Origin of the sequence: Lactobacillus sp. UMNPBX16 (assembly GCF_002553775.1) — a bacterium.
Lineage (GTDB): Bacteria > Bacillota > Bacilli > Lactobacillales > Lactobacillaceae > Lactobacillus > Lactobacillus crispatus.
On the sequence record NZ_PCYU01000008.1, the window covers coordinates 47,795 to 73,328 of the forward strand.

Annotated in this window: 23 protein-coding genes; 15 read left to right on the forward strand and 8 right to left on the reverse strand. The window is 36.8% G+C overall.

The window, feature by feature from the left end; genetic code table 11:
- Complete coding sequence (locus tag CP367_RS01880; protein WP_005720320.1) at positions 1–558, reverse strand: ECF-type riboflavin transporter substrate-binding protein; 558 nt, start codon at positions 556–558, stop codon at positions 1–3.
- Between the two features lie 157 nt (positions 559–715).
- On the opposite strand from CP367_RS01880, the gene CP367_RS01885 reads away from it, so the two are divergent.
- Complete coding sequence (locus CP367_RS01885; protein ID WP_005720116.1) at positions 716–1,096, forward strand: DUF1828 domain-containing protein; 381 nt, start codon at positions 716–718, stop codon at positions 1,094–1,096.
- Between the two features lie 65 nt (positions 1,097–1,161).
- On the opposite strand, the gene CP367_RS11115 is transcribed toward CP367_RS01885, so the two are convergent.
- The 3 genes from CP367_RS11115 to CP367_RS01895 form a co-directional block, all read right to left on the reverse strand.
- Positions 1,162–1,293, reverse strand: a complete 132-nt coding sequence (locus CP367_RS11115; RefSeq protein WP_005720118.1) for a hypothetical protein — start codon at positions 1,291–1,293, stop codon at positions 1,162–1,164.
- Between the two features lie 103 nt (positions 1,294–1,396).
- A complete protein-coding gene (locus tag CP367_RS01890; RefSeq protein ID WP_013086267.1) occupies positions 1,397–1,723 on the reverse strand; it encodes a hypothetical protein in 327 nt (108 codons plus the stop codon).
- A gap of 47 nt (positions 1,724–1,770) precedes the next feature.
- On the reverse strand, positions 1,771–2,709 hold the full coding sequence (locus tag CP367_RS01895) for a sugar-binding transcriptional regulator (protein WP_005720123.1): 939 nt from the start codon (positions 2,707–2,709) through the stop codon (positions 1,771–1,773).
- Between the two features lie 163 nt (positions 2,710–2,872).
- Between CP367_RS01895 and CP367_RS01900 the strand changes: the two genes are divergently transcribed.
- Positions 2,873–4,219 (forward strand): threonine/serine exporter ThrE family protein, encoded by a 1,347-nt coding sequence (locus tag CP367_RS01900; RefSeq protein WP_065990891.1) that lies wholly within the window; start codon positions 2,873–2,875, stop codon positions 4,217–4,219.
- A 395-nt stretch (positions 4,220–4,614) separates the two neighbouring features.
- Here the strand turns inward: CP367_RS01900 and CP367_RS01910 are convergent, their stop codons facing one another.
- A complete protein-coding gene (locus CP367_RS01910; RefSeq protein WP_005727610.1) occupies positions 4,615–5,124 on the reverse strand; it encodes an aminoacyl-tRNA deacylase in 510 nt (169 codons plus the stop codon).
- Positions 5,125–5,184: 60 nt separating this feature from the next.
- Between CP367_RS01910 and prmA the strand changes: the two genes are divergently transcribed.
- The 6 genes from prmA to aspS all read left to right on the forward strand — a co-directional run bounded on the left by prmA (position 5,185) and on the right by aspS (position 12,680).
- Positions 5,185–6,129 carry a 50S ribosomal protein L11 methyltransferase gene (gene prmA / locus CP367_RS01915; protein ID WP_089145917.1) on the forward strand — a complete coding sequence of 315 codons (945 nt, stop codon included), beginning with the start codon at positions 5,185–5,187 and terminating at the stop codon, positions 6,127–6,129.
- A 55-nt stretch (positions 6,130–6,184) separates the two neighbouring features.
- Positions 6,185–6,547, forward strand: a complete 363-nt coding sequence (locus CP367_RS01920) for a hypothetical protein (protein ID WP_013086268.1) — start codon at positions 6,185–6,187, stop codon at positions 6,545–6,547.
- Positions 6,548–6,561: 14 nt separating this feature from the next.
- Positions 6,562–8,802, forward strand: a complete 2,241-nt coding sequence (locus tag CP367_RS01925; protein ID WP_089145916.1) for a bifunctional (p)ppGpp synthetase/guanosine-3',5'-bis(diphosphate) 3'-pyrophosphohydrolase — start codon at positions 6,562–6,564, stop codon at positions 8,800–8,802.
- Positions 8,802–9,239 (forward strand): D-aminoacyl-tRNA deacylase, encoded by a 438-nt coding sequence (dtd, locus tag CP367_RS01930; RefSeq protein WP_005720133.1) that lies wholly within the window; start codon positions 8,802–8,804, stop codon positions 9,237–9,239. The genes CP367_RS01925 and dtd overlap by 1 nt, the downstream gene beginning before the upstream one ends.
- A 295-nt stretch (positions 9,240–9,534) precedes the next feature.
- Positions 9,535–10,821, forward strand: a complete 1,287-nt coding sequence (hisS, locus tag CP367_RS01935) for a histidine--tRNA ligase (RefSeq protein ID WP_023488611.1) — start codon at positions 9,535–9,537, stop codon at positions 10,819–10,821.
- A gap of 5 nt (positions 10,822–10,826) precedes the next feature.
- The gene (aspS, locus tag CP367_RS01940; RefSeq protein WP_060462156.1) at positions 10,827–12,680 is read left to right on the forward strand and encodes an aspartate--tRNA ligase; all 1,854 of its coding nucleotides are present in this window, start codon (positions 10,827–10,829) and stop codon (positions 12,678–12,680) included.
- A gap of 65 nt (positions 12,681–12,745) precedes the next feature.
- On the opposite strand, the gene CP367_RS01945 is transcribed toward aspS, so the two are convergent.
- The gene (locus CP367_RS01945) at positions 12,746–13,930 is read right to left on the reverse strand and encodes an aminotransferase class I/II-fold pyridoxal phosphate-dependent enzyme (RefSeq protein WP_005727617.1); all 1,185 of its coding nucleotides are present in this window, start codon (positions 13,928–13,930) and stop codon (positions 12,746–12,748) included.
- Positions 13,931–14,091: 161 nt separating this feature from the next.
- Between CP367_RS01945 and CP367_RS01950 the strand changes: the two genes are divergently transcribed.
- The 5 genes from CP367_RS01950 to CP367_RS01975 all read left to right on the forward strand — a co-directional run bounded on the left by CP367_RS01950 (position 14,092) and on the right by CP367_RS01975 (position 20,045).
- Positions 14,092–15,141 carry an IS30 family transposase gene (locus CP367_RS01950; protein ID WP_089145915.1) on the forward strand — a complete coding sequence of 350 codons (1,050 nt, stop codon included), beginning with the start codon at positions 14,092–14,094 and terminating at the stop codon, positions 15,139–15,141.
- 466 nt (positions 15,142–15,607) lie between these two features.
- Positions 15,608–16,798, forward strand: a complete 1,191-nt coding sequence (gene coaBC, locus CP367_RS01960; protein WP_089145914.1) for a bifunctional phosphopantothenoylcysteine decarboxylase/phosphopantothenate--cysteine ligase CoaBC — start codon at positions 15,608–15,610, stop codon at positions 16,796–16,798.
- Between the two features lie 517 nt (positions 16,799–17,315).
- On the forward strand, positions 17,316–18,152 hold the full coding sequence (locus CP367_RS01965; RefSeq protein ID WP_089145913.1) for an aldo/keto reductase: 837 nt from the start codon (positions 17,316–17,318) through the stop codon (positions 18,150–18,152).
- A gap of 48 nt (positions 18,153–18,200) precedes the next feature.
- Positions 18,201–19,013, forward strand: coding sequence for a Cof-type HAD-IIB family hydrolase (locus CP367_RS01970; protein ID WP_057726531.1), 813 nt, complete (start codon positions 18,201–18,203; stop codon positions 19,011–19,013).
- A 66-nt stretch (positions 19,014–19,079) separates the two neighbouring features.
- Complete coding sequence (locus tag CP367_RS01975; RefSeq protein WP_089147739.1) at positions 19,080–20,045, forward strand: NAD(P)-dependent oxidoreductase; 966 nt, start codon at positions 19,080–19,082, stop codon at positions 20,043–20,045.
- Between the two features lie 66 nt (positions 20,046–20,111).
- On the opposite strand, the gene CP367_RS01980 is transcribed toward CP367_RS01975, so the two are convergent.
- Positions 20,112–21,497, reverse strand: a complete 1,386-nt coding sequence (locus tag CP367_RS01980; protein WP_061204668.1) for an APC family permease — start codon at positions 21,495–21,497, stop codon at positions 20,112–20,114.
- A gap of 97 nt (positions 21,498–21,594) precedes the next feature.
- Entirely contained in the window at positions 21,595–22,209 is a 615-nt protein-coding gene (locus CP367_RS01985) for a DedA family protein (RefSeq protein ID WP_005724638.1), read from the reverse strand.
- Positions 22,210–22,348: 139 nt separating this feature from the next.
- Here CP367_RS01985 and uvrC point away from each other — a divergent pair, with 139 nt between their 5' ends.
- Positions 22,349–24,151, forward strand: a complete 1,803-nt coding sequence (gene uvrC, locus CP367_RS01990) for an excinuclease ABC subunit UvrC (RefSeq protein ID WP_023488620.1) — start codon at positions 22,349–22,351, stop codon at positions 24,149–24,151.
- 78 nt (positions 24,152–24,229) lie between these two features.
- Positions 24,230–25,534 (forward strand): GTPase ObgE, encoded by a 1,305-nt coding sequence (gene obgE / locus CP367_RS01995; protein WP_005722345.1) that lies wholly within the window; start codon positions 24,230–24,232, stop codon positions 25,532–25,534.

A 25,534-nucleotide genomic window follows, 5' to 3' on the forward strand; every position in this document is an offset into this window, starting at 1 on the left:
TTAATCCTCCTTGCGCAAGCTGCCTTTTTTAATCTTGGTTCCAGCATAAGCTTTAAGTAGGAGCGTGCCAATGACCATAATTGTAATACCATTAGAAAGCGTAGCCGAAATTCCTTGGACAAAAACTTTGTTAGCAGGTTCGCTATAGATGATAATGTCACCGATTGGTGCAACTACAATCCAGGCGAGAATATTGGCAATAATTTGAATGATATTAAAAAAGATTATTTGTTTAATACCAAAAATACCATTTTTTAAGTCTAAGCGTTTGGCCGCTAAACCGATGATCCAGCCTAAAACAGCAGTAGCTAATACCCAGCTCCACCAAGTCTGCCCGTACATAATGAAATCAGACAAAGCATGTCCAATAAAGCCGACAATAAAACCGACCTTAGCGCCATAGATTGACGCAAAAAGAGCCAAAAAAGGAAAGACTAATTCAATATTTGTGTTAGGAATAGGCGTAGGAATCGATGTGAAACGTGCTAAAATAACATAGATTGCCGATCCAATTCCGATCGCTACAACATTTTTAACTGATAAACCCTTAGTATGCATATTTTTCTCCAAAATTTAGTATATTTACAAGGTATAATTAGTAAGCGGTAACAGTCAAGCTGATTGGGAGATTCAATCTATTTAATAAATTTGTAGAAGAATTGCTAAGAGGGTATCCTTATATTAAAGAAAAGAATTTATAAATTAGAGGTAAAAAATGAAGCAGGATGAATTAAAGAAAATTAACCATGAAATAGGTTCGTATGTTGCTAAGGTAACCAAGACAATTTGGGTTGACGATAGGACATTGCAGATTGCCACAATGATGATTGATTCTTATGGCGATACCGTATATGTTTGGGTTGAGGAAGCCGATGATCATTGCCGCGTTAGTGATGGCGGACGAATTCTATTTAAGCTAGATCCTAATGAAGAAGATAAAGAGTTATATGAAACTGCGGAAGATATTGCGCTAGGGTCAGGTTATGAATTTGATGAAAAACACTGTGAGATTTTTGTTGATGTTGATCGCAAGAATGTGGCTCAGGCGGCAATGAAACTGGCACAATTACAAGTAGCAATTTCATATTTGGGCTAAAAAAGACATCCCTAAGTTTTATTTGATTAGGGATGTCCTTTATTTTTAAGTCATTTCGAAAAACTTTAGACATTTGCCATCCTTCCTAGGTTCACATCTTGTGGCTTTTTACCATTGAGGTCAAAATTAGCAATTGCTTGTGCCAAAGCCATCATTGATACAACATCTGGAATACATTCATCAATTCTAAACTCCATAATTCTCACCTCCCAGTCATTGTAAATACAACTTTAGTAATTGTTAATCAGTACATAACAAATTTTAGCATAGAAAAAAACAGCCAGTTTTTGGCTGTTTTTTCTATTTTTTATTGCTATGTTGCATAAAAATAAAGAAGGCAGAAATAATATTAACAATCACAGCAGGTAAGGCTAGAGCAGCGGTAAAGCCATATAGTGCATTACCAATTACTCCTAAAATTGGCCCAATTAGTGAGATATTCATGTTATGCGATTGCACTACTGCAACGGCATTAAGGATCACGCCGAACCAGGCAAATAAGTAAAATATTAAAGCTATTCTAGCAGTGAAGTCAGCTCCAAGGATGGCAAACCAAGAGCTAATGAATAACACACAATTGATCAGGTTCAGTGCACCAATCCATAAATCATATCTAGATTTTTTCATTTTTTCTCCTCATTATAAATAGTCTATCTCTGTATTACTTTAGCGAATTAATCGATATTTTGCAAAACGCGTTGGGCAATTGCATCATTAGTTACTAGATGAGTAATGATACCGCTACGTAAGGCGCCAAGGAGTGCCTCAGATTTAAAGCGATTGCGGACGACACAAAAACGAATTGGCGTTTTCATAATGTCATTCATGCTGATACCACAAATGTGTTGTTCGAAGTCAGGGAAAAATTCACCTTTAATATTATATGGTCGTCCCATGATCATTCCAGCTACATCGCAGTCAGGAATGTCTTTAAATAGTTCAGGTCCATAATTTTCTTTCAAAAATTGATTAGCTTGAAATGATTGGAAAGTACTAAGACCAGTGAAAAGCATGTCTAAGTGATGATAACAATTTTCAATTACTTTAAAATAAGGCTCATGTTTCAAGGCAGGCATGATCTTTGGATTTAGTATATAAAGTGGGGTTGGCAGACTTAGACTATGGGAATGCAATTTTTCTGCCGCATCTTGGGCCAATGGATTCTTCCTGCGGTTAGAATTAATTGGTTGACCAAGTAATTGAATAAAGTAAAGTTGCTCTAAGTCCTGCTCAAAAAAGTCGTTGATCACGCCATGCATTGTTGCACCCCAACTAATACCAGCGATTTTTGCTTGCTTTAGATAGGTTTCAATTTGTTTAGCAGCGAAGTTAACTACGGCTTCACTATTTTCATCGCGGTTGCCGGTAGTTTCGACAATAAAAGCTTCTTTTAATCTGAATCTTTTCTGAAATTCTCTCTCTAGTACCTGATTGCGTTTGATTCCACGCGAGATTTTAATTTTAACAATTCCACGGTTACGCGCGTCTTCTAGTGCTTTAGCGATTAAATATCGCGATAAATCATATTTTTGTGAGATATCAGCAATATTAAGCTGACTAAGGTAAAAGTCATGAGCAATGTTAGCAAGTTGTTCATCAGTTAATTGAGCCACTTTAAATCATCCTTTATTTCAAAATAACTTATATGTCTATTATAAATTTAAAATAATAAAAAGGAGCAGCAAATTTTAAAATATAAAAAATTATGATGAAGTTCCTGTGGTAGAATATAATAGTTATAATTATGCGAACTATGTAAGGGAAAGTAATAATAGCATGAGTGAAATTGATCGAGAACATCATTTATCAGAAAAACATCATATGAAGATTCTGTGGGAGGAATTTTTCAAGAGCGATGATAATACGATGGCGCAGGATGCAACATTAGTTGAAAAGGCCTCGATTGTAGGTCGAGTAGGTATTATGCTTTTAAGCTGTGGTACAGGTGCTTGGCGAGTACGTGATTCAATGGATACGGTTGCCAGAACCTTGGGCATTACCTGTTCAACGGATATTGGATTAGTGTCAATTGAATATACCTGTTTTGATGTTGATAATGAATCATATTCCCAGACTTTATCGTTACCAGCAACAGGTGTGAATATGACTAAGTTGAATGAAATGGAAAAATTCGTTCGGCAATTTGAAAAGGGACATGGGGAATGGACTATCGGTCAAATTCATAAACGCTTACGGGAGATTTCTCAGCAAAAGTCAGCGTATTCTCCGTTAATTTCGGGACTTAGTTCAGGCTTGGCCTGCGGCGGCTTTATTTTCTTATTAGGCGGCGGTCTTCCTGAGGTGATCTGTGCTTTCTTGGGTGCAGCTTGCGGTCAATATATTAGAGCAATTATGGGTAAGCACAGGTTAACTTTGGTAGCCAAGATTGCGGTTGCGGTTGCCATAGCCTGCAGTGTTTACTTTATGAGTTTTCATGTAGGAGAAATATTATTCCACATTAATCATGATCATGCCTATGGCTATATTGGTGCCATGTTGTTCGTAATTCCGGGTTTTCCATTTATTACATCTGGATTGGACATGTCTAAGTTAGATATGCGCTCTGGGCTTGAACGGCTGACTTATGCGATTTTAATTATCGTAATTGCAACGATGGCAGGCTGGGCTGTAGCAACAATTTTGCGTTTGCATCCAGGATCTATGCCTAAGTTAAAAATTGATCCAGGGACGTTAACCTGCTTGCGATTGCTGGCTAGCTTTTGTGGGGTGTTTGGTTTTTCAATTATGTTTAACAGTCGACCACAAATGGCAGCTACAGCCGCGGTAATGGGAGCAATGGCAAATACATTACGTCTTAGCTTAGTCGATTATGCTCAGGTTGCTCCAGCTTTGGCAGCATTTATTGGTGCTTTAACAGCTGGTCTATTAGCAAGTATTGTAAGGAAAAAAGTTGGTTTTCCAAGAATTGCAATTACTGTTCCATCAATTGTAATTATGGTGCCTGGTCTTTACATGTATCGAGCTGTATTTAACTTTGGAATCACGAATATTAATATCGGGGCTTATTGGATCGTAGAAGCGTTGATGATTGTCGTGGCATTGCCATTAGGTCTTTTAGCTGCACGTATCTTAACTGATAAGAAGTGGAGACATGCAGATTAAATAAATTAAGGTAGAAAAAAGAGACAGATTTTTGGTCTGTCTCTTTTAGTTTGCGATTGTTAATTAATCATGCTTTCTTTTTAGTATAAATAGTTTGGCCTTATATATTAAATATTTATAATTTGATAATAAATAACTATTATATAGAAAAAAAACGGCGTGATATCAAACCACGTCATTTTAAATCTGTTATTATTTTTTCGCTTTATTTACTTGGCAATTGCTAATGCCGTAACAACAAAGGCAGCGATCATGGCAACTACAAAGCCAACAATTCCTAACAATATATTCATTTTTGTCATCTTCTTCTATGTAATTGTTATATTCTGTATGCGGTACATATATTTACTATAACACAAAAGAAGAAGAATAACGCAATAAATTGTAAGCGCTTTTTATTCTTTTAGATCAATAAAAGGAGCATGGCAGAATTTGGCTAAGTCTTCTGGGTTCAAAAAGACACTGCGGCCAACTTCACCACTAGAAACACCAATTTCAGGATTTCCTTGCATAGAGTCATCCAAATAGATAGGAAACTTTTCCTTAAAATAAATTCCGATAGGAGTATTAGCGCCATGTACATAACCAGTTGTTTTGGCTAATTTCTTTAAGGGAAGCATTTCACATTTTTTGTTACCAGAAACTTTAGCTAATTTTTTCATGCTTAAATGTTCAGTAACTGGTACGACACCAACCAATGGACCAGTTTTATTTCCTTCGCAGACGAGAGTTTTATAGACTAAACGCTCTTTGTCTTCTAAAATAGAAGTGTTCATTTGTGCAACTCCGCCTTTATCTTCGGAGACAGCAAATTGAGCTTGACGATACTTGATTTTATTTTGGTCTAAGATTTTTTCGACCAATGTTTTTTCGAGTTTGTTCTTTTTATTTTTCTTCTTTGACATATTTATCACCTGTTATCATGATAGCATTATGCAAAGAAAATCCCAAAGGAGATAATATTAATGAAATTACTAATTATTAAAATTGATACTAGTCATGAAGTTGAAGACGCTTTGAGCGTTTTTGCTTTAGATAATCTGAATGCATTGGGTATTGAATCAAGAAAGCGTAGCGACTTTGAGCAAGCAGGCTGGTTGCATGATTCTACTGTAGTTGAAATGGATGACATTAAAGACTTACCTAAGGATACATATTTCTATGCTTATTTTGATGAAGAAGCAGATAAAGACGCATTAGTAAAAAAATTCCAAGATAAGTTAAAGGAATTGAAGAGCTATGGCCTAGATGTAGGGGATGCCAAAATTACAACTTCATACATTAAGGACCAAGATTGGAACACGGCATGGCAAAAGTATTATCACGTGATTGATTTTTCACGTCACTTGGCAATTGTGCCTGAATGGGAAGATTACAACCCCGCTTTTAAGGACCAGCAATTAATTAAGCTTGATCCAGGCTTAGCTTTTGGTACAGGAAATCACAAAACTACTCAATTAGCAATGATGGGCCTAGAGAGAGCAATGGTTAAGCCAATGAATGTAGTGGACGTTGGTACAGGGTCCGGTATTTTGGCAATTGCTGCATCAAAATTAGGAGCAACTGACGTTTTAGCCACAGATATTTCAGATGAATCAATGACTGCAGCTAAACAAAATGCAGCCTTAAACGATATTAATAATATTCACACTCAAAAGACTAGTTTGTTAGCTGATGTTAAAGGCAAGTTTGACATCATTGTTGCCAATATTTTGGCAGAAATTTTACTAGACTTGATTCCACAAATGGATAGTCATTTAAACGACGATGGTCAAGTTATCTTTTCTGGAATTGACTACCTGCAATTGCCTAAGATTGAAAAGGCTCTAGACGAGAATGGCTTTAAGGTCGATTTAAACATGCGTCAAGGTCGCTGGATTGGACTAGCAATTACTAGAAAAGAAAAATAAATATGGTAAAATATTATCAATTAAATTAAACTTTGATGAGAGGCACAATCTTTTAATGAAAAAACTAGGAAATAAAATCGAAGCAATTCCAATTGTCAGGAAGTTGAATTCTCATCGCTGGATGTCACTTGTCTGGTGGAGTATTTTGGTAATGATTTTGCCGTATATCTTTAGCATTTGCCGTGTGCCGGTAGTGTGGCGAGAAGCAATTCTGTTTTTTATTATTAACAGCATCATTGCATACCATCTAGGCAATTTAATTATTAAACTTAACCTGTCCAAGTGGTGGATTTTCTTGTTACCTGTGCTTTTCTGCTTAGCAATGTTGCCACATTTTGCTTTGTATAATTTAATGTTTGGTTTAATTTACTTAATAATTGAAGCTTTTGGCTTAATGAATAAAAATATTTACCGCTAGAGGGGATGATCATAATGTCCAAATACATTGAAATGACGCATGATCAGGTAATTGATACCTGCAAAAAGTATATGAATAATGACCAGGTGGCCTTTGTTGAAAAAGCATATGAATTTGCCAATAAAGCTCATGCTGGACAGAAACGGGCGTCTGGACAGCCTTATATTATTCATCCAACGCAAGTGGCTGGAACTTTAGCTACATTAGGCTTAGATCCTGATACAGTTGCAGCGGGCTTTTTGCACGATACAGTGGAAGATACCCCAGTTACAAATGATGAGCTGAAGGAAAAATTTGGTGAAGATGTAGCTTTTATTGTTGATGGTGTAACCAAGTTAAACAAATATGAGTACAAGTCTCATCAAGAATTTTTAGCTGAGAATCACCGTAAAATGTTGATTGCCATGGCTCAAGATCTACGTGTAATTATGGTGAAATTAGCTGACCGTTTACACAATATGCATACTCTGCAACACTTACGACCTGATAAGCAGCGGCGTATTGCTTCCGAAACAATGGATATTTATGCACCGCTGGCTGATCGTCTAGGTATTGGGACAATTAAGTGGGAACTAGAAGATATGTCTTTCCACTACTTAAATCCCGAAGCCTATTACCGCATTGTTAACTTGATGGATGTCAAGCGAAGCCAGCGTGAAAAATATATTGCCGATACAATCAAGACTTTGAAGAAGACTCTAGATGAATTAGGCATTAAGTATGAAATTTATGGTCGTCCGAAGCATATTTATTCAATCTATAAAAAGATGGTTAATAAGCATAAAGATTTTGATGAGATTTATGACTTATTGGCCGTACGTGTAATTGTTAAAAATGTGCGTGATTGTTATGCTGTTTTGGGTGCTGTTCATACTGAATGGAAGCCAATGCCAGGTCGTTTTAAGGATTACATTGCTATGCCAAAGGTTAACGGCTATCAATCACTCCATACAACCATTATTGGGCCTGGTGGTCGTCCACTAGAAATTCAGATTAGAACTGAACAAATGCATGAAGTAGCTGAATATGGTGTGGCTGCACACTGGGCTTATAAGCGTGGTAATTTTACTGGTGTTGAGCAAAGTACCTCTGGTGAAAAGCTGGATATGGTAAGAGAAATCCTTGAATTAAAGGATGAAACTAAAGATGCCGGTGAATTTATGAAGTCTGTTAAAAGTGATATTTTTTCAGACAGAGTTTATGTTTTTACGCCTAAAGGTGAAGTATATGAACTACCTAAAGGTTCGGTTACGCTAGATTTTGCCTATGCAATTCACACTCAAGTTGGTAGTCATGCTGTTGGAGCTAAAGTTAATAACAAATTAGTTCCTTTGGACTATAAATTACGCAATGGCGATGTTATTGAAATTATGACACAGACTAATGCTGCGCCATCGCGTGACTGGGTTGACATGGTGAAGACTTCAAGAGCGCGCAACAAGATTAGACGCTACTTCAGAAGTCAGGATAGAGAAGATAGCATCCGGCATGGTGAACAATTGATTGCTGACATGTTGCGCGATGAGGATCTTTCACCCAAAGAATTTATGGCCAGGGATCGAATTGAAAAGCTATTAGAGCACTTTAATTATCACACTGCAGATGAACTATATGCGGCAGTAGGCTTTGGTGATCTTTCTGCTCAAGCAGTGGTTAATCGCTTGACGGTTGATTTGCGCCGTGAGGAAGAAAATCAAAAACAAAAAGAGCTGGAAGAAAAGATTTTGAATTCTGGACAACAAGCAATTCAAGAAGAACAACCTAAGAAGAATTCAAATACTACAATGAAGGTTAAGCATAAAAATGGCGTCATGATCCAAGGCGTTAGTGACTTAATGCTTCATTTAGCCAAGTGTTGTAATCCAGTTCCAGGTGACAAGATTATTGGGTATGTAACTAAAGGTCGCGGTGTAACTATTCACCGAACAGATTGCCGTAATATCACCAAAGAAGCTGAAGAACAAGGCCGCTTAATTGATGTTGAATGGGAAAATGTTGAGGAAAATAGTGTTCAATCCTTTAATGCAAATATTGAAGTCTTTGGTTACAATCGTTCCAATCTGCTTAGTGACGTTATTAATAAGTTGAACTCACTTACTAAGAATATTAATAATATCTCTGGTAAAGTAAACGAAGATAATGTTACACATATGTATGTCACAGTTGCTGTACGGAATGCAGATCAACTAGATGAAATTTTGAGTAAATTACGTGATATTCCAGACGTATACGAAACTAAGAGGTCAGATAATTAATGCGAGTTGTAATTCAGAGAGTAAATCATGCTCAAGTAGATATTGACGGTAAAACTGTGGGCAAGATTGGTAAAGGCTTTTTATTATTAGTTGGCATCAAAAATGGTGATGAATTGCCAGTAATCAAAAAAGCAGCTGATAAAATAGCTAAAATGCGTATTTTTGAAGATGAGGAGGGGAAGACTAACTTGTCTTTAAAGGATGTTAACGGAGAAATTTTGTCGGTATCACAATTTACGTTGATGGCAAATACTAAAAAAGGCAACCGTCCTAGTTTTGTTGATGCGATGCGTCCACCAAGATCGAAAGAACTTTGGGAAGACTTTAATCAAGAACTAGAAAATGACGGTTTCCACGTTGAGACTGGTGAGTTTGGGGCTGACATGCAAGTTAGTTTAGAAAACGATGGTCCATTCACGATTGTGTTAGATCTTTAGCGAAAAAATGAGACCGCAAAGGTTGACAATGTCTTGAGAAAAATATAAGCTAAGTAAGAATTATCGATGACAAAGAATGTAGATTAGCAATGATCTATTCAAAGAGACTGCTCGTTGTGGTGAGAGAGTAGATAGATCGCGGTCTGTGACACCTTTAACAGATAATGGATCGTTTGGCGAGCGTTAATCGCAGCAACCAAAAAGGTGGTACCGTGCTAATCTAAGCGCCCTTGATTAAGTTCAAGGGCGCTTTTTATTTTTAATCAAGTTATCAAAATATAAAAAGGATGATTAAATGAGAGTTCAAAAACCTAAGGGAACAGTTGATATTTTGCCTGATCAATCTGGTTCATGGCAAAAAGTTGAAGAAACTGCCAGAAATTTCTTCAATCGCGCAAATTATCGTGAAATTCGCACACCAAGTTTTGAAAACTATGAAATCTTTGCTCGTTCAAGTGGCGATAGTTCAGAAATCGTTGAAAAACAGATGTACGACTTCGATGATAAGGGTGGTCGCCATATTGCCCTTCGCCCAGAAGGAACAGCTGGCGTAGTGCGGGCTTATGTAGAAGACAAGATGTATGCGCCAGAAGTTGTTAAGCCATTTAATGTTTTTTATATGGAATCAACTTTTAGATATGAAAGACCACAAGCCGGTCGTCAACGTGAATTTCACCAAATTGGGGTAGAAAGCTTTGGCTCAAGCAACCCATTAAGTGATGTACAAACAATCATGATGGGACATGATTTATTGGGTGAGTTAGGCGTTAAGAATTACCAACTTCACATTAACACTTTGGGGAATGAGCAAGTACGTCAAGATTATCATGATGCTTTGGTTAATTATTTCACTCCTTTGAAAGATGAGTTATCAGAAGACTCACAAAGAAGATTGCGTGATAATCCATTGCGTATTTTAGATTCTAAAGATGAACGTGATAAGAAGTTCTTGCCTAAGGCACCTAAGATTCGTGAATTTTTGGATGACGATTCAAAAGCTAATTTTGAAGCAATCTTGAAGATGCTAGATCAACTTGGTATTGATTATGTAATTGATGATGATCTAGTACGCGGACTTGATTACTATACTGGAATTATCTTTGAATTTATGGTTGAAGATAAGAGCTTATGGGAAAGTGCAACTACTATTCTTGGTGGTGGTAGATATGATCACTTGGTAGAAGAATTCAATGGACCCGCTACTCCAGCCGTTGGTTTCGGGATTGGCGAAGAAAGATTGATGTTGGTGCTTGAAAAGCAAAATCCTGCATTATTCGAGAAACGCGGTATTGATTTCTTTATTACTAATATTGGTGACGGTACTGCACAAAAGGCAATTGAAATTGCACGTAGCCTTCGTAATCAAGGTTTTGAAGCTGACTTTGATGTCAATCAGAAGAAGTTAAAGAACCAATTCAAGAAGGCAGATCGTGAAGGTGCTAAGTATGTTATTACTTTAGGTGAAAAGGAACTGGCGAACGGCGTTTTGAATATTAAACGTTTAGCTGATGGCAAGACAATCGATTTAAGTCTTGAAGATCTAAATAACATGACTAAAATAATGGATGAATTGAAGGACTAGTAACAATGGAAAAGATCGAAAAAAGAACAGATTATTGTGGCAATATTACTGAAAAATACATCGGTCAAGATGTAAATCTCTATGGTTGGGTACAACGTGTACGTAACTTAGGTAACTTGGTTTTCATCGATTTGCGTGACCGTGAAGGCTTGGTTCAGATCGTTGTTAACAAAGATTCTGGTAAGAAGTTAATGGATATTGCCGATTCACTTGGTAATGAATATGTTGTTCAAGTTAAGGGAAAAGTTGTTAAGCGTTCAGAAGTTAACCCTGACATGAAGACTGGTCAAGTTGAAGTTGATGCAACTGAAATCATTATTTTAAACAAGGCTAAGAACCCTCCATTTGAAATTAAAGATGGAATTGAAGTCTCAGAACAAACTAGATTAAAGTATCGCTATCTTGATCTTCGCCGTCCAGAAGTTCAACAAGCAATTATTTTACGTTCAAAGATTTTGCGTGCTACTCATGAATTCTTTGATGAAAATGGTTTTATTGATATTGAAACTCCAATCTTAGGTAAGTCATCACCTGAAGGTGCACGTGACTACTTAGTACCATCAAGAATCTATCCAGGTAGTTTCTACGCTTTGCCACAATCACCACAACTGTTCAAGCAGCTTTTAATGGGTGCAGGATTTGACAAGTATTACCAGTTAGCTCGTTGTTTCCGTGATGAAGACCTACGTGGTGACCGCCAACCAGAATTTACTCAAATTGATATGGAAATGTCATTTGCTGATGAAGAAACTATTCAGAGTTATACTGAAGGTCTTTTGAAGAAAATTATGAAAGATGTCAAGGGCATTGATCTTAAAACTCCAATTAAGCGAATTACTTGGACTGATTCAATGAACAAGTATGGCTGTGACAAACCAGATACTCGTTACGGTATGTTGATTCATGACTTAAGCCCAATTTTCAAGGATAGTGACTTTAAGGTCTTCTCCGGTGCAATTGCTGATGGCGGTTTTGTTAAGGGAATTGCTGTTAAAAATGGTGCAAAAGAATACTCACGTAAGAAGATTGACAAGAAGGCTGACTTTATTAAACGTTTCCACGCTAAAGGTTTGGCTTGGGTTAAATTTGAAGATGGCGAATTTTCAGGCCCTGTTGCTCGCTTCTTGACTGATGAGAACAAAGAAGCTTTGAAGAAGGAATTTGATCTTGAAGGCGGCGAATTAGTAGTATTCGTAGCTGATAAGTGGAAGGTATGTTGTGATTCACTTGACCACCTTCGTCGTGAATTTGCCAAAGAAACTGGTATTGTTCCTAAGGGTGTTTATGACTTTGTTTGGGTTGTTGATTGGCCATTATTTGAATACGATGAAGGACTTGGCCGTTGGGTAGCAGCTCACCACCCATTCACTATGCCAGATGATGAAGGGGTTAAGTTGCTAACTACTGAACCTCATAAGGCTCACGCACGTAGTTATGATATTGTTATGAATGGTGATGAGATGGGCGGTGGCTCAATCCGTATCCACAAGCGCTCAATTCAAGAAAATATGTTTAAGGCACTTGGTTTCACTAAGAAACGTGCATATGAACAATTTGGTTACTTGATGGATGCTTTGGACATGGGCTTCCCACCTCACGCAGGTTTAGCTATCGGTCTTGATCGATTTGCAATGATGCTTGCTGATAAGGATAATATTCGTGACGTTTCAGCATTCCCTAAGAATGCTTCTGCTTCAGAACCAATGATGCATGCTCCAGCTCCAGTAGCTGATCAACAATTAGCTGACTTGGGGATCGAAGTTGAGGAAAAGTACCAAGACAGTGTAAAGGCAACTGAAGAGCGTCTTGAAAAGATGGCTGCTGAAGATGCTGCAGAAAATTCAACTTGGGATAAGTAATAAATCAATATAATAAAAAATAAGTGATCTCGCTTTGATTGAGATCACTTATTTTTTTATCTGAATTATAAATTATTAACGAAATTACTAATCCGAGCTAAACTTTCTTTTAATTGCTCAGTTGATGATGCATAAGAAAGACGGACATAACCTTCACCGCCCTTGCCAAAGTAGCGACCAGGAGTGACACCGACTTTTGCTTTTTGAGCCAGCTCAAAAGCGAATTGTTCATCATTGGTGCCATATTTTTCGGGGATCTTAGCAAAAATGTAGAATGCTCCTTGCGGTGTGGCCATTTCAAAGCCCAACTTTTCTAAGCCAGATTGCATAAAGTTTAAACGTGCTTCGTAGATTTCACGTGCTTTTTTAGGATCGTTTTGACCATTGTTTAAGGCTTCGACAGCAGCTATTTGAACGTTATCAGTAACTGAAGTAACTAAAAATGAATTAATCTTGCGGATGCTCTTCATGATTTGTTTAGGGGCAGCAATATAGCCTAAACGCCAGCCAGTCATAGCATAAGCCTTGGATAAACCGGAAATCAAAATATTTCTGTCAGGGATGTATTCAGAAAGTGAGTGATGTTTGGCTTTGCCATAAACAAGTTCTGCATAAATTTCATCAGTTACAGAAAAGATTTTGTATTCCTTAATGACATCTGCTAAGGCTTTGAGAGCTGTGGCAGAATAAACGCGGCCAGTTGGATTAGAAGGATCAGTTAAAATAATTGCCTTTGCACCTTTACCGCGACCATTGAGAACATGACGTAAATGTTCAGCTGTTAAGATGAAGTCATCTTTTTTAGTATCGACTTGAATAGGGATTGCTCCAGTCATTTTAATTAGCTGAAAGTATAAAGCCCAAACCGGAGTAGGAACCAAAATTTTGTCACCGGGGTTAAGCAAGGTCATAAAGACATCATTTAATGCACCTGTTGCACCGACAGTGACACAGATTTCACTTTTTGGATCATAATGTACACCAATTGAGCGGTCAAGGTAATTGCTAATAGCTTCAAGTAGTTCTGGCTTACCAGCTTGAGGAGCATAATGGGAATCATTAGCCTGAATATCACGAATTGCGGCATCTTTAATATGATCAGGTGTCGCTAAATCAGGTTCACCAATAGTTAACTTAATAATCCCAGAAATTTCAGAGACCTTTTGGTCAAATGCTCGAATTTTAGATGCGGTCAAGTTGTTTAGTCTCTCATTAATAGTTGAAGTTAAATCACTGGATAAATTTGGCATATATAAAGTTCCTTTCTGTATTATATAAATTTTAAATTACTCATTAATATAAAACAACCGCCGATTGTAAAATTAACTTGAACACTTTGTAGAAAATAAAAGTCCATTTGGACCTGTTTGATAGAATGTTAATAACCACAAAAACATCTATGGAGGTCAAAATGGACTCACTACATTCTATCATGGACAAGCGCAAAAAAGGAACTCATTTATCGCTCGAAGAACGGGTCATTATTCAAACTCGTTTGAAAGATCATTGCTCTTTACGCTCCATTGCACGAGAAATCGGTTGTTCTCCTAGTACAATTCACTATGAGATTAAGCGAGGAACCGTTAAGCTGTATCACGGCAATATCAAACGTTATAAAGCCCAGCAAGGCCAAAGCGTTTATCAAAACCATCGTCAGCACTGTGGTCGAAAATCTGCCTTTCTCAAAAAGCACAAATTTATTGATTACGTTCAACGGCACTTCTTTGAAGATGGCTGGTCACTCGATGTCTGCAGTAATCGCTGCACTGCTGTGGGTGAATTTGCCAGCAGCGATATTGTCTGCACCAGGACGCTTTATAATTATGTCGATCAAGGTCTGCTAAGCATCCACAACTATGATTTGCCAGAGAAACTCAAGCGCAATACCAAAATTCATCGCATTCGTAAAAACAAGAAGAAGCTGGGCCGCAGTATTGAACAACGACCACAGGAAGTTAATAAGCGTGATGTGTTTGGGCATTGGGAATGTGATCTTGTTTTAGGCCATAAGACCAAGGACGACGAAGTGCTGCTAACTTTGTCTGAACGCATGAGCCGTGAGTTCCTAATTATTAAAATCCCAGATAAAACAGCTACCAGTGTAATGAATGCCTTTAAAAGTCTGCGCAAGCAATACAGCGAGCATTGGAACGATATCTTTAAAACTATTACGACTGATAATGGTTCTGAATTTGCGGATCTATCTCAGCTGGAAGATATTTCCAAATCACTAGTTTATTATGCTCATCCATATACTTCTTGTGATAAAGGCACTGTAGAGAGGCATAATGGCCTTATTCGCAGATTCATTCCTAAAGGTGACTATATTCATAACTACTCTCTCCAACAAATCATTAACATTGAAACTTGGTGCAATTCATTGCCAAGAAAGATATTGGCTTATCATACACCAGATGAAATCTTTGAAAGAGAACTGGATCAAATCTATCAAACAGCTTAACCAAAAGTGTTCAATTTATTATTGCAATTTGCGAATATAAAACAACTATTTTTAAAGCAACTTGTAAATTGAACAAAAAATAGGGAAGATGAAACTAATCATTTCCCTATTTGTTTTTAAGAACAGTATTCAAATTAGTATAAATTGCTGGCTTAGGCTGAGATTTATCTGGCATTTGCAGCCAATGAGGCAAAATTCCATTTAAAGGTTGAAGTGGCCTTTTAGTGGGCTGATGCAACTCAAGCTTCCTATCAACAATCTTGATTGTAGTGGCACTTTTATCACGTGGTACAGAGGATGATTGTGGTTTAGTGCAGGCCGATAAGCTAAGTAAGAATATAGTTAGTAAAAGTAGTTTTTGCATATTTTTCAATTTTTTTCCAAATATAACTCCCAACACAATATTCTACTATTTAAGTGGACAATGATAAAATAAAAATAAGTTTAGATGACGAGGAATGGTAAAATGAGTCGAATAACAATTTATATGACAGGTGGAATCGCTGATTATAAGGCAGTTAACGTTATCCGCGATTTAGAAAAAGCGGGTCATCAAGTTCAAATAGTAATGACTAAAAATGCAGAGCATTTTGTAACTACTAATACACTGGCTGCTTTAACAAAGTATCCTGTTTTGGATGATTTATGGAGCAAGGAAAATGAGTCTAGCATACCACATGTTCATCTAGCGCGTTGGACAGAGTTAGCTCTGGTTTTACCAGCGACTGCAAATTTTATTGCTAAAATGGCAACGGGAATTGCTGACGATGCAGCTAGCACTACAATTTTAGCTACAAGTGCACCTAAATTGGTTGTACCAGCCATGAATGACCAAATGTGGAATAATCCAGCTACACAGCGAAATATAGCTTTTCTGAAAGAACATGGTGTAGAAATAATGGAGCCTGCAGTAGGGATGCTGGCAGAAGGCTATGCTGCTAAAGGACGAATGCCAGAGCCAGGAGCAATTGTGGCGTGGATCAAAAATTTCACTGAACAACAGAACGTTTTGCAAGGAAAAAATATTGTTATTACTGCTGGTGGTACTGAAGAAGCAATCGATCCCGTCCGCTTTATTGGTAACCGCTCTAGTGGGAAAATGGGCATTTCCTTAGCTACAGAAGCAGCAGCGATGGGAGCAAAAGTAAAGCTAATATATGGTAATGTAAGTATGCCTTTGCCACAAAATCCTAGGATTACATTAATTCATGTTTCTAGTAGCGAAGAAATGTTAGTTGCAGTCAAAAAAGAATTTAAGCATAGTAACGTTTTAATTATGGCTGCTGCAGTAGCAGATTGGCGCATGAAACAAGTTGCAGATCATAAATTAAAAAAGCAAGCTGATCAACAAACTTTGACTCTAACTTTAGTTAAAACGACAGATATTTTACGCGAAGTTGCTAGCCACAAGCAGCGAGGGCAGATAGTTGTCGGCTTTGCGGCAGAAACGAATAATTTGCTACAAAATGCTGCAAAAAAGCTATCTTCAAAAGGTGCCGATATGATTGTAGCAAATGACGTTTCTAAAAATGTTTTTGGCAATGATGAAGACCAGGTAACGATTTTACAAAAAAATAAGTCAACTAAGAAATGGCCTAAAATGAGTAAGCGAAAGATTGCTCAAAAATTGTTGCAGCTTATTGCTCAAAAAATATAGTATTTGCATATAGCTAATAGTGAACTATATGATCTATATTTCTCTTGTAATCATTTTGTAATATAACATCTAAGCTTTTTAAAAATGTGATGAAAACTATAATGTGAAAACTAAAAATAATATTTAGTAAGTAAAAGATGTTTTTTATCCTTGTTTAAATGATAAATGCTGGTATTATAGGTGTTGGGAATTAAGAGACTGAAGAGAAAGAGTTGATAGGACATCATCAGCCCTTTCTTTTTTTATACGAAAATATTAATTTTGTATAGAATAATAATAAAATAAATTATTTGATAATCTTTATAAACCCAGCAGCATTGATTGATGCTACTATTTTAATTAGAAAATATAACAGAACCACAAAAAATAAAATGTATGTATAGGATTTGCAACAATTTTGTTGTATGCTATTAACAGATAGCTGAAAAAAACAATTATTGTTTAATAATTATTATTAGCTATACAAATACAGGAATTAAGAAACAGAGACATATTAGTAAAATGTAGAAGTGTATATATGTACTCTGATAAAACTTTAATGCTCAATAACGGAGTAGAGGTTCCTCGAATTCAACTAGGAACTTGGCTAATTAATAACGATGATGTACGAAAAGTAATTCGTCAAGCGATTAATGTTGGTTACCGTGCTTTCGATACTGCTAAAGACTATGGCAATGAAAGTGGTGTGGGAAAAGGTATTTGGAACTCTGATGTTGAGCGTAGTGATATTTTTTTAACAACTAAATTACCAACTTCGATTAAAGACTATGAAGGTACAAAAAAAGCAATTGATGACGCTTTAGATCAATTTAGTTTGGAATATATTGATATGTTGTTAATTCATTCACCACAACCTTGGATTGAAGTGAATAGAATTAATGATCGTCACTTTGAAGGCAATCTGGAAAACTGGAGAGCAATGGAAGAAGCACTTAAAGCCGGTAAAGTTAGATCAATTGGTGTTTCAAATTTTTTACAAGAAGACGTAGCTAACATTGTTAATAACAGCTCAATTAAGCCAGTAGTTAATCAAATCGAAGTTCATATAGGAAATGTGCCAACTGATTTGATGAAATACTGTAAAAATTTAGGAATTCAGATTGAAGCATATTCTCCACTTGCACATGGTCGTTTGTTAAAGGATCCAAGAATCAGGACTTACGCTGAAAAGTATCATGTTAGTCCAGCTCAATTAATGTTATCATTTGACTTACAGCTAGGTTGTATTGTTTTGCCGAAGAGTGATAATGTTAAAGAAATGCAGGAAAACTTGAACATCGATTTTGAGATCAGTGCTGATGATATGGCTGATTTGGTCAAGTTAAAAGAAAATACGCAGACCATGGCTGTTTAATAGAAGCATCGCATAAGCGGTGCTTTCTTTGTTTTAAGGGAAAAGGTAATGGAAGAAATTAAACTAATCGCGATAGATATTGATGGAACCTTAGTTAATTCTAAGAAGGAGATTACACCAGCAGTTAAAAAAGCAATTTTAACTGCTCAAAAACAAGGCAAGCAAATCGTAATTTGCACAGGTCGGCCTTTGTCAGGTGCTCAACGTTATTTAGATGAATTAGGGCTTAATGGCCAAGAAAATCAGTATGTAGTTAGTTTTAATGGTGCAGTTGTAGAATCAACCGCGGGGCAGGTTATTTTCAAACAGGGGCTAAAATATGAGGATTATGTAGATTTAGAGACAATTGCGCGAAAGCTAAACTTACATTTTCATAGCGTATCGTTAGATCGAATTTATACAGCTAACCGTGATTTGGGACATTATACAATTTATAATTCACGGGTCGTAAAATTAGAAGTCTCATATCGTACACAAGAAGAAATGAAGCAGATACCAATCATCAAATGTATGTATGTTGATGATCCAGACTATTTAGATGAGAAAATAGAATCTCCTTTATTTGAAATGATGAAAGATCGAGCTGTATTTTCAAAGACTGAGCCTTTTTATTATGAAGCAACCGCTGCCGGTGTCGATAAGGGGACTGGCCTGAAAAGACTATGTGACTACTTAAAAATAGATCGAAGTAATGTGATGGCCCTAGGCGATCAAGCAAACGACATGCCGATGTTAACTTATGCTGGATTAGGTATCGCAATGGGAAATGCTGTTGAATATACAAAGCAACATGCTGACGAAGTTACGGCTGATTGTGACCACGACGGTGTTGCAGTTGCAATCAATAAAATATTAAAGTAGATGTTTTCTCTTTCAAATAGTGGTATTTTTACTTTAAGATGAAAATTGAATAGAGGTCTAAAAATAATGAATAAAGCAAAAGTTTTAGTTTTAGGTGGCTTAAGAGATGAGGCCTTAACTGATTTAAAAAATATTTGTCAAGTTGATATCGGTCCAGTAGGACATCGACCAGAAGATGATCGTGAGTGGGTGCTTGATCATATTGCAGAATATGATGGTGTGATCGTAGCAAAGATGGCTTTTGATCGAGAAATGATTGATGCTGCGAAAAATTTAAAAATAATTTCAACTTATGGCGTTGGCTTTGACCACGTTGATGTTGAATACGCTAAAGAAAAAGGAATAGTTGTTTCAAATTGCCCTAAGAGTGTGTTGCGTCCAACGGCGGAACTTGCCTGGACAATGATTATGGCATCAGCTCGTAGATTGCATTATTATGACCATGCTTTGCGTGAAGGCGTCTTTTTAAATGCCGATGAGTACGACAACCAAGGGTACTCCATTGAAGGAAAGACCTTAGGAATTGTAGGTATGGGTCGAATTGGTCAACAAGTTGCTAGGTTCGCTAAAGCATTTGGTATGACAATTATTTATCATAATCGTCATCAAGTAGATGATCAAATTGCAGCAGAATTAGATGCTAAATATGTTGACTTAGATACTTTGGCAAAAGAAGCTGATTTTGTGAGTTTACATACTCCTGCTACAGCTGAAACATATCATCTGGTTAATTCAGACTTTTTAAAGAAAATGAAAGACACAGCGTTTTTAATTAATGTTGCTCGTGGATCGTTGATTGACGGGGATGCATTAATTGCTGCGTTAAAGAATGGTTCAATTGCAGGCGCCGCCTTAGATGTTTTCGAAAACGAACCGCATCCAAGACCTGAATTGGTTGAAATGGATAATGTGATCATGACGCCTCACGTTGGTTCAGCTACTCACATTGCTAGATTTAATTTGTCTAAAGAAGTTGCGAATAATGTTTTGTCTTTCTTTAAAGATGGTCAGGCAATTAATCAAATTAACTAGTTCAAACAGAGCTAAAAAAGACGATTCATGCAAATCGTCTTTTTCTTTACATAATTTTTACTGATGTTAATCATGATCAAGCTGACTATGGTGGTAGCCATAAACAAAGTAAATTACAGCACCGATGATTAACCAAATAGCTGCCATTAAGTAAACTTCTGAACTTAAATGGCAAATCATAAAGATACAAATTAAACCAGAAATGATTGGCAAATATGGGTATCCGGGAACTTTAAAGCCATCGTTAACAATATCTGTTCTTTTTCTTAATTTTAGAATTCCAAAGGAAACAAGAGTAAAGGCAAAAAGTGTACCAAAGTTGACCAAATTGGCTAGTTGATCAACGGAGAAGAATGCTGCACCTGCTGCAATAATAATAGTGACAGCGACTAAGGCATTTTGAGGAGAGTTATGTTTTTTATCTAATTTACTGAATGCACTAGGCAATAGCCCATCACGTGCCATAGCATAGATTAAGCGAGAGCTTGAATAGATCATTGTCAGCATCATGGTAGCCATTCCTAGCATAGCACCAAATGATAATAACTCTGCTACCCAGTTTTGATGAACATATTGCAATGCAAAAGCAACGGGATTAGATACGTTTAGCTTGGTATAATTAACCATACCCGTTAAAACGATTGAAACGCCAAAATAAAGTACAGCTGCAATAGCTAAAGTGCCAATAATTCCTAGGGGCATATTTTTCTTAGGATTTTTAACCTCGGCGGCTGATGATGAAACAACATCAAAGCCAAGAAAGGCAAAGAAGACTGTGGTTGCTCCTTTGATGACTCCTGAAAAATGATATGGCAAGAACGGATGATAGTTGTTAGGTTTAATGAACTGTAAGCCTACAAAAATAAAAATTAAAATAATGGCGATTTTAATAAAAACAGCTACGACATTAATTTTAATTGAGTTCTTCATCCCTCGTGACAACAGGATACTGATAAGTAAAATGATTAAAACAGAAACCAAGTCAAAATAAACGCCATTGTTAAGATTCATAGGACCAGAAATAGCGTGTGGAATTTTTAGACCAAATGGTGCAATGAAAGAACTGAAGTATGATGACCAACCTGCTGCCACAGTGGCTACAGATAGCATGTATTCCAGAATCAGTGCCCAACCGATAATCCAGCCTGTAAATTCGCCATAAACGATATTCCCATATGAATAGGCAGAACCAGCTACTGGGATCGCTGAAGCAAATTCTGCATAACACATTCCAGCTAAAGCACAAACAATTGCTGCAACAACAAAGGATAAACTAACGCCAGGTCCAGCTAATGTGGCTGCAACAGTTCCGGGTAAGATGAAAATACCGGTCCCGATGACAGCTCCTACGCCAAGAGACATTAAATCAACGGCGTTCATTGTTTTGGAGAACTTAATGTCTTTACCGAGATAGCTCTCAACATTTTGTTTCCTAAAAATATTAAATTTCATTCGCAAACTTCCCTTATTATAGATTAGATTAATTTTACATGATATTTTTAATTTTTAAAAGAAGAAAACGCTCTATATTTTTTATAGAGCGTTTGAATTAATCAGCTTTAATTTTTTGCTTATACCATTTACAGGAGAAATATATTAAAGCAATTAGAATAAGTCCTCCAATGATTAATGAGTATTCTTCAAAAATTAACACAATTTGTTCCCAATTTTCACCCATATAGGAACCAAGACCAACTAGAATAGCATTCCAGAGTAAGCTGCCTAAGCTAGTGTAAATAAGGAACTTAGGTAATTTAACTTTGGCTATTCCAGCTGGAATTGAAATTAAGCTACGAACTACAGGGATGCACCGACCATAGAAGATTGCACCGGTACCGTATTTATCAAACCATCTGATAGCCTTTTGTACATCACCCTTTTTAAAGCCAAGTAGTTTGAATAACTTATGATCGAACAACTTTTCTAATCGATCTGGATTAAGTAAAGTGCCAATCCAATATAAAACTAGTGCACCAACTACCGCGCCGATTGTTGAAGCAATAATTACACCGAAGACATTCATTTGAGAATGATGGGTTGCAAAGCCAGCGAACGATAGAATTACTTCGGATGGAATAGGGGGAAAGATGTTTTCGATTGCAATTAGCAAACTGATGGCTAGGTAGCCAAATTGGTTAATTAAGTCAAAAACTAGATTAGTCATCAAAAGTTCTCCTCAAATTTTATTTCTTTTAATATATCAACTTTTGTACCGAATAGCTATTTCTATAAGCAAAGTTAAGATCTTCTTAAACAGTCTGTGTTAAACTATTAAATGCAAATTTTTTCAGTGAGATGAGATAATGGCAACACAATTAATTGAGAATAAACTAAAACTTTTACCAGAAAACCCCGGCTGTTATTTGATGAAAGATATTAACGGTACGGTTATATATGTTGGTAAATCTAAAAATTTAAAAAATCGGGTTCGCTCATATTTTAAGAGTAAACAGGTTGGACGTCGTGCTGAATTAGTTCGTGAAATTCGAGATTATGACATCATTACTGTATCAACTGATAAGGAAGCTTTTTTACTTGAAATTACATTAATAAAAAAGTATCAACCTTATTATAATGTTCAATTAAAGCAGGGTACGGGATATCCTTACATAGAAATCACGCGTGAACACGATCCGCAAACTCGGTTAACTAGTATCGTTCATAAGGATGGTGGCTACTATTTTGGTCCCTATCCTAATGTATATGCTGCCCAGGCCACTTTGAAGTTTATTCAAAAAGTTTTTCCACTAAGGCGCTGTCATGGTTATCAAGGCAGACCTTGTCTTTACTATCATATGGGGCAGTGCTTAGGTGCATGCTTTAAAAAAGTGCCACAAAAAGAATACGAAGAGCAAATTAAAAAGATCAAGAGCTTTTTGAATGGAGATATTGCTAGTGTTAAACAGAGTTTGACCGAAAAAATGGCTCAAGCAGCTAGCAATCTTGAATTTGAACGAGCAGCCGAAATTCGCGACCAATTGAAATATATTGAAGAAACGGTTGAAAAACAAAAAATTATTTCCAATGATAATACGCAGCGTGATATTTTTAATTATTACGTTGACAAGTCTTGGATTTCTGTTCAAATCTTCTTTTTACGGCAAGCAAAGTTATTGCGTAGAGAAACTAGAATGTTTCCTTTGACAGATGCCACAGATCCAGAAGATGCTTTCACTTCTTTTATTGTGCAATTTTATGAGCAAAGAAATAGGGTTTTGCCTAAAGAAATTCTGATTCCTGAAGGATTTGATAATGCTACTTTAGCTGAGGTCTTGAAGGTACCTGTTAGAACACCGCAACGAGGGCAGAAAAAGTCATTGCTAGACATGGCGAAGGATAATGCTAAGTTAAAGCTAGATGATAAGTTTAGATTATTAGAACTAGGTAATCGAAAAACTAAAGGCGCTCAAAAAGAAATTTTTGATGCTTTAGGCTTACCATATGGACACTTTATTGAAAGTTTTGATCACTCCCATATTCAAGGTGCTGACCCAGTCTCTGCTTTAGTCGTTTTTAAAGATGGTGAACCCGAAAAAACAGCTTATCGTAAATATAAGCTAAAAGGTGAGGTTGAACATCAGAATGGTGGCGACGAAGTACGCAACACGAGGGAAGTTGTCCGCCGAAGATATGGTAGACTGTTGCGCGAGCATAAAAGAATGCCTGATTTGATTTTGATGGATGGTGGTCAAATTCAGGTCGATGCTTGTTTAGATGTTTTACGAAATGAATTAAATTTGAATATCCCAGTTGCGGGGATGGTTAAAGATGATAAGCACAGAACAAACCATTTATTATTTGGCGATCCCATCAACGGTATTCCTTTGAAACTGATTCCTCTTAATCCCAAATCAGAGGGCTTTTATTTAATGACGCGCATTCAAGACGAAGTGCACCGCTTTGCGATTACTTTTCATAGAAGACGCCATGCTAAAAATGCTTTGTCCAGTCGTTTAGATTCGATTAAGGGAATTGGTCCTAAAAGTCGTAACAAATTATTGCGCGAATTTGGTTCATTGAAGAAAATTAAAGAAGCTTCAATTGATGACTTGCGTAGAGCAGGATTAACGCTTACTCAAGCACAAACGGTAAAATTAACATTGTAATCCGAGAAAACGCGATATCATGCGTATTTCTGTGGTATAGTATTAAAAGCTAGATTAAGACGGAAGGAAGAGATATACATGCCTACATTTGTTGATCAAACTAAAATCGAAGTACAAGCCGGAAAAGGCGGCGATGGCATGGTGGCTTTCCGCCATGAAAAATACGTCCCTAATGGCGGTCCAGCCGGTGGTGATGGTGGCCGTGGCGGCAGTATTATTTTTGTTGCTGACAGCGGCTTAAGAACTTTGATGGATTTTCGCTATCGGCGTAAGTTTAAGGCGGATAGTGGTGAAAATGGTCGTATTAAATCACAATATGGCCGTGCAGCTAAGGATCTTTATTTAAAAGTTCCAGTTGGTACTACTGTATATGATTATGACACTAATGAATTGATTGGTGATTTAACTGAAAAGGGCCAAGAACTAGTCGTTGCTAAAGGCGGTCGCGGCGGTCGTGGTAATATCCATTTTGCAACTAGTGTTAATACTGCACCAGAAATTGCTGAAAATGGTGAACCAGGTGAAGATCGCGTTTTGCGTTTAGAATTAAAATTATTGGCTGATGTCGGCTTAGTTGGTTTTCCGTCAGTTGGTAAATCAACACTGTTATCAGTAACAACTAAGGCCAAGCCCAAAATTGCTGCTTATCAATTCACGACTTTAACTCCTAATTTGGGAATGGTTATCTTGCCAGATGGTCGTGACTTTTCAATGGCGGATTTGCCAGGATTAATTGAAGGAGCTAGTCAAGGCGTAGGCTTAGGAATTCAATTTTTACGTCACGTTGAAAGAACCAAAGTAATTCTACATCTAGTTTCAATGGATCCTAATAATGGTCGTGAGGCAATTGATGATTACCATACCATTAAAAAAGAACTCAAAAATTACGAAACAGATTTATCAAAGAAGCGAGAATTGATTGTAGCTTCACAAATGGATATTCCTGGTGCTGAGGAAAAACTAGCTGAGTTTAAAAAAGCATTAAAAGCAGAAGGAAATAATGAACCTATTTATGAAATCTCAAGTGTAACTCATAAAGGCGTAGATAAGTTGATGTCAGATACTGCCAACTTAGTAACTGAAGTTGAACAAGAACAGGCTGAAGAACAACCTAAGCTAGCACAAAAGATTAAAGAATATAAGTATCAGGCACCACAAAAGAATGAATTTACAGTTGAGCAAGTTGGCGAACATGAATTTATCGTTAAGGGTGAACAATTAGAAAGATTAGTTCAAATGACCAACTTGGATCACCAAGACGGTATTATGCGTTTAGCAAGAAAGCTTAAGCGTTTAGGCGTTGATGACGCACTACGTGAAAAAGGAGCTGTTAATGGTGATGATGTGGCTATTGGCAAGTTTGTCTTTGAATTCGTACAATAA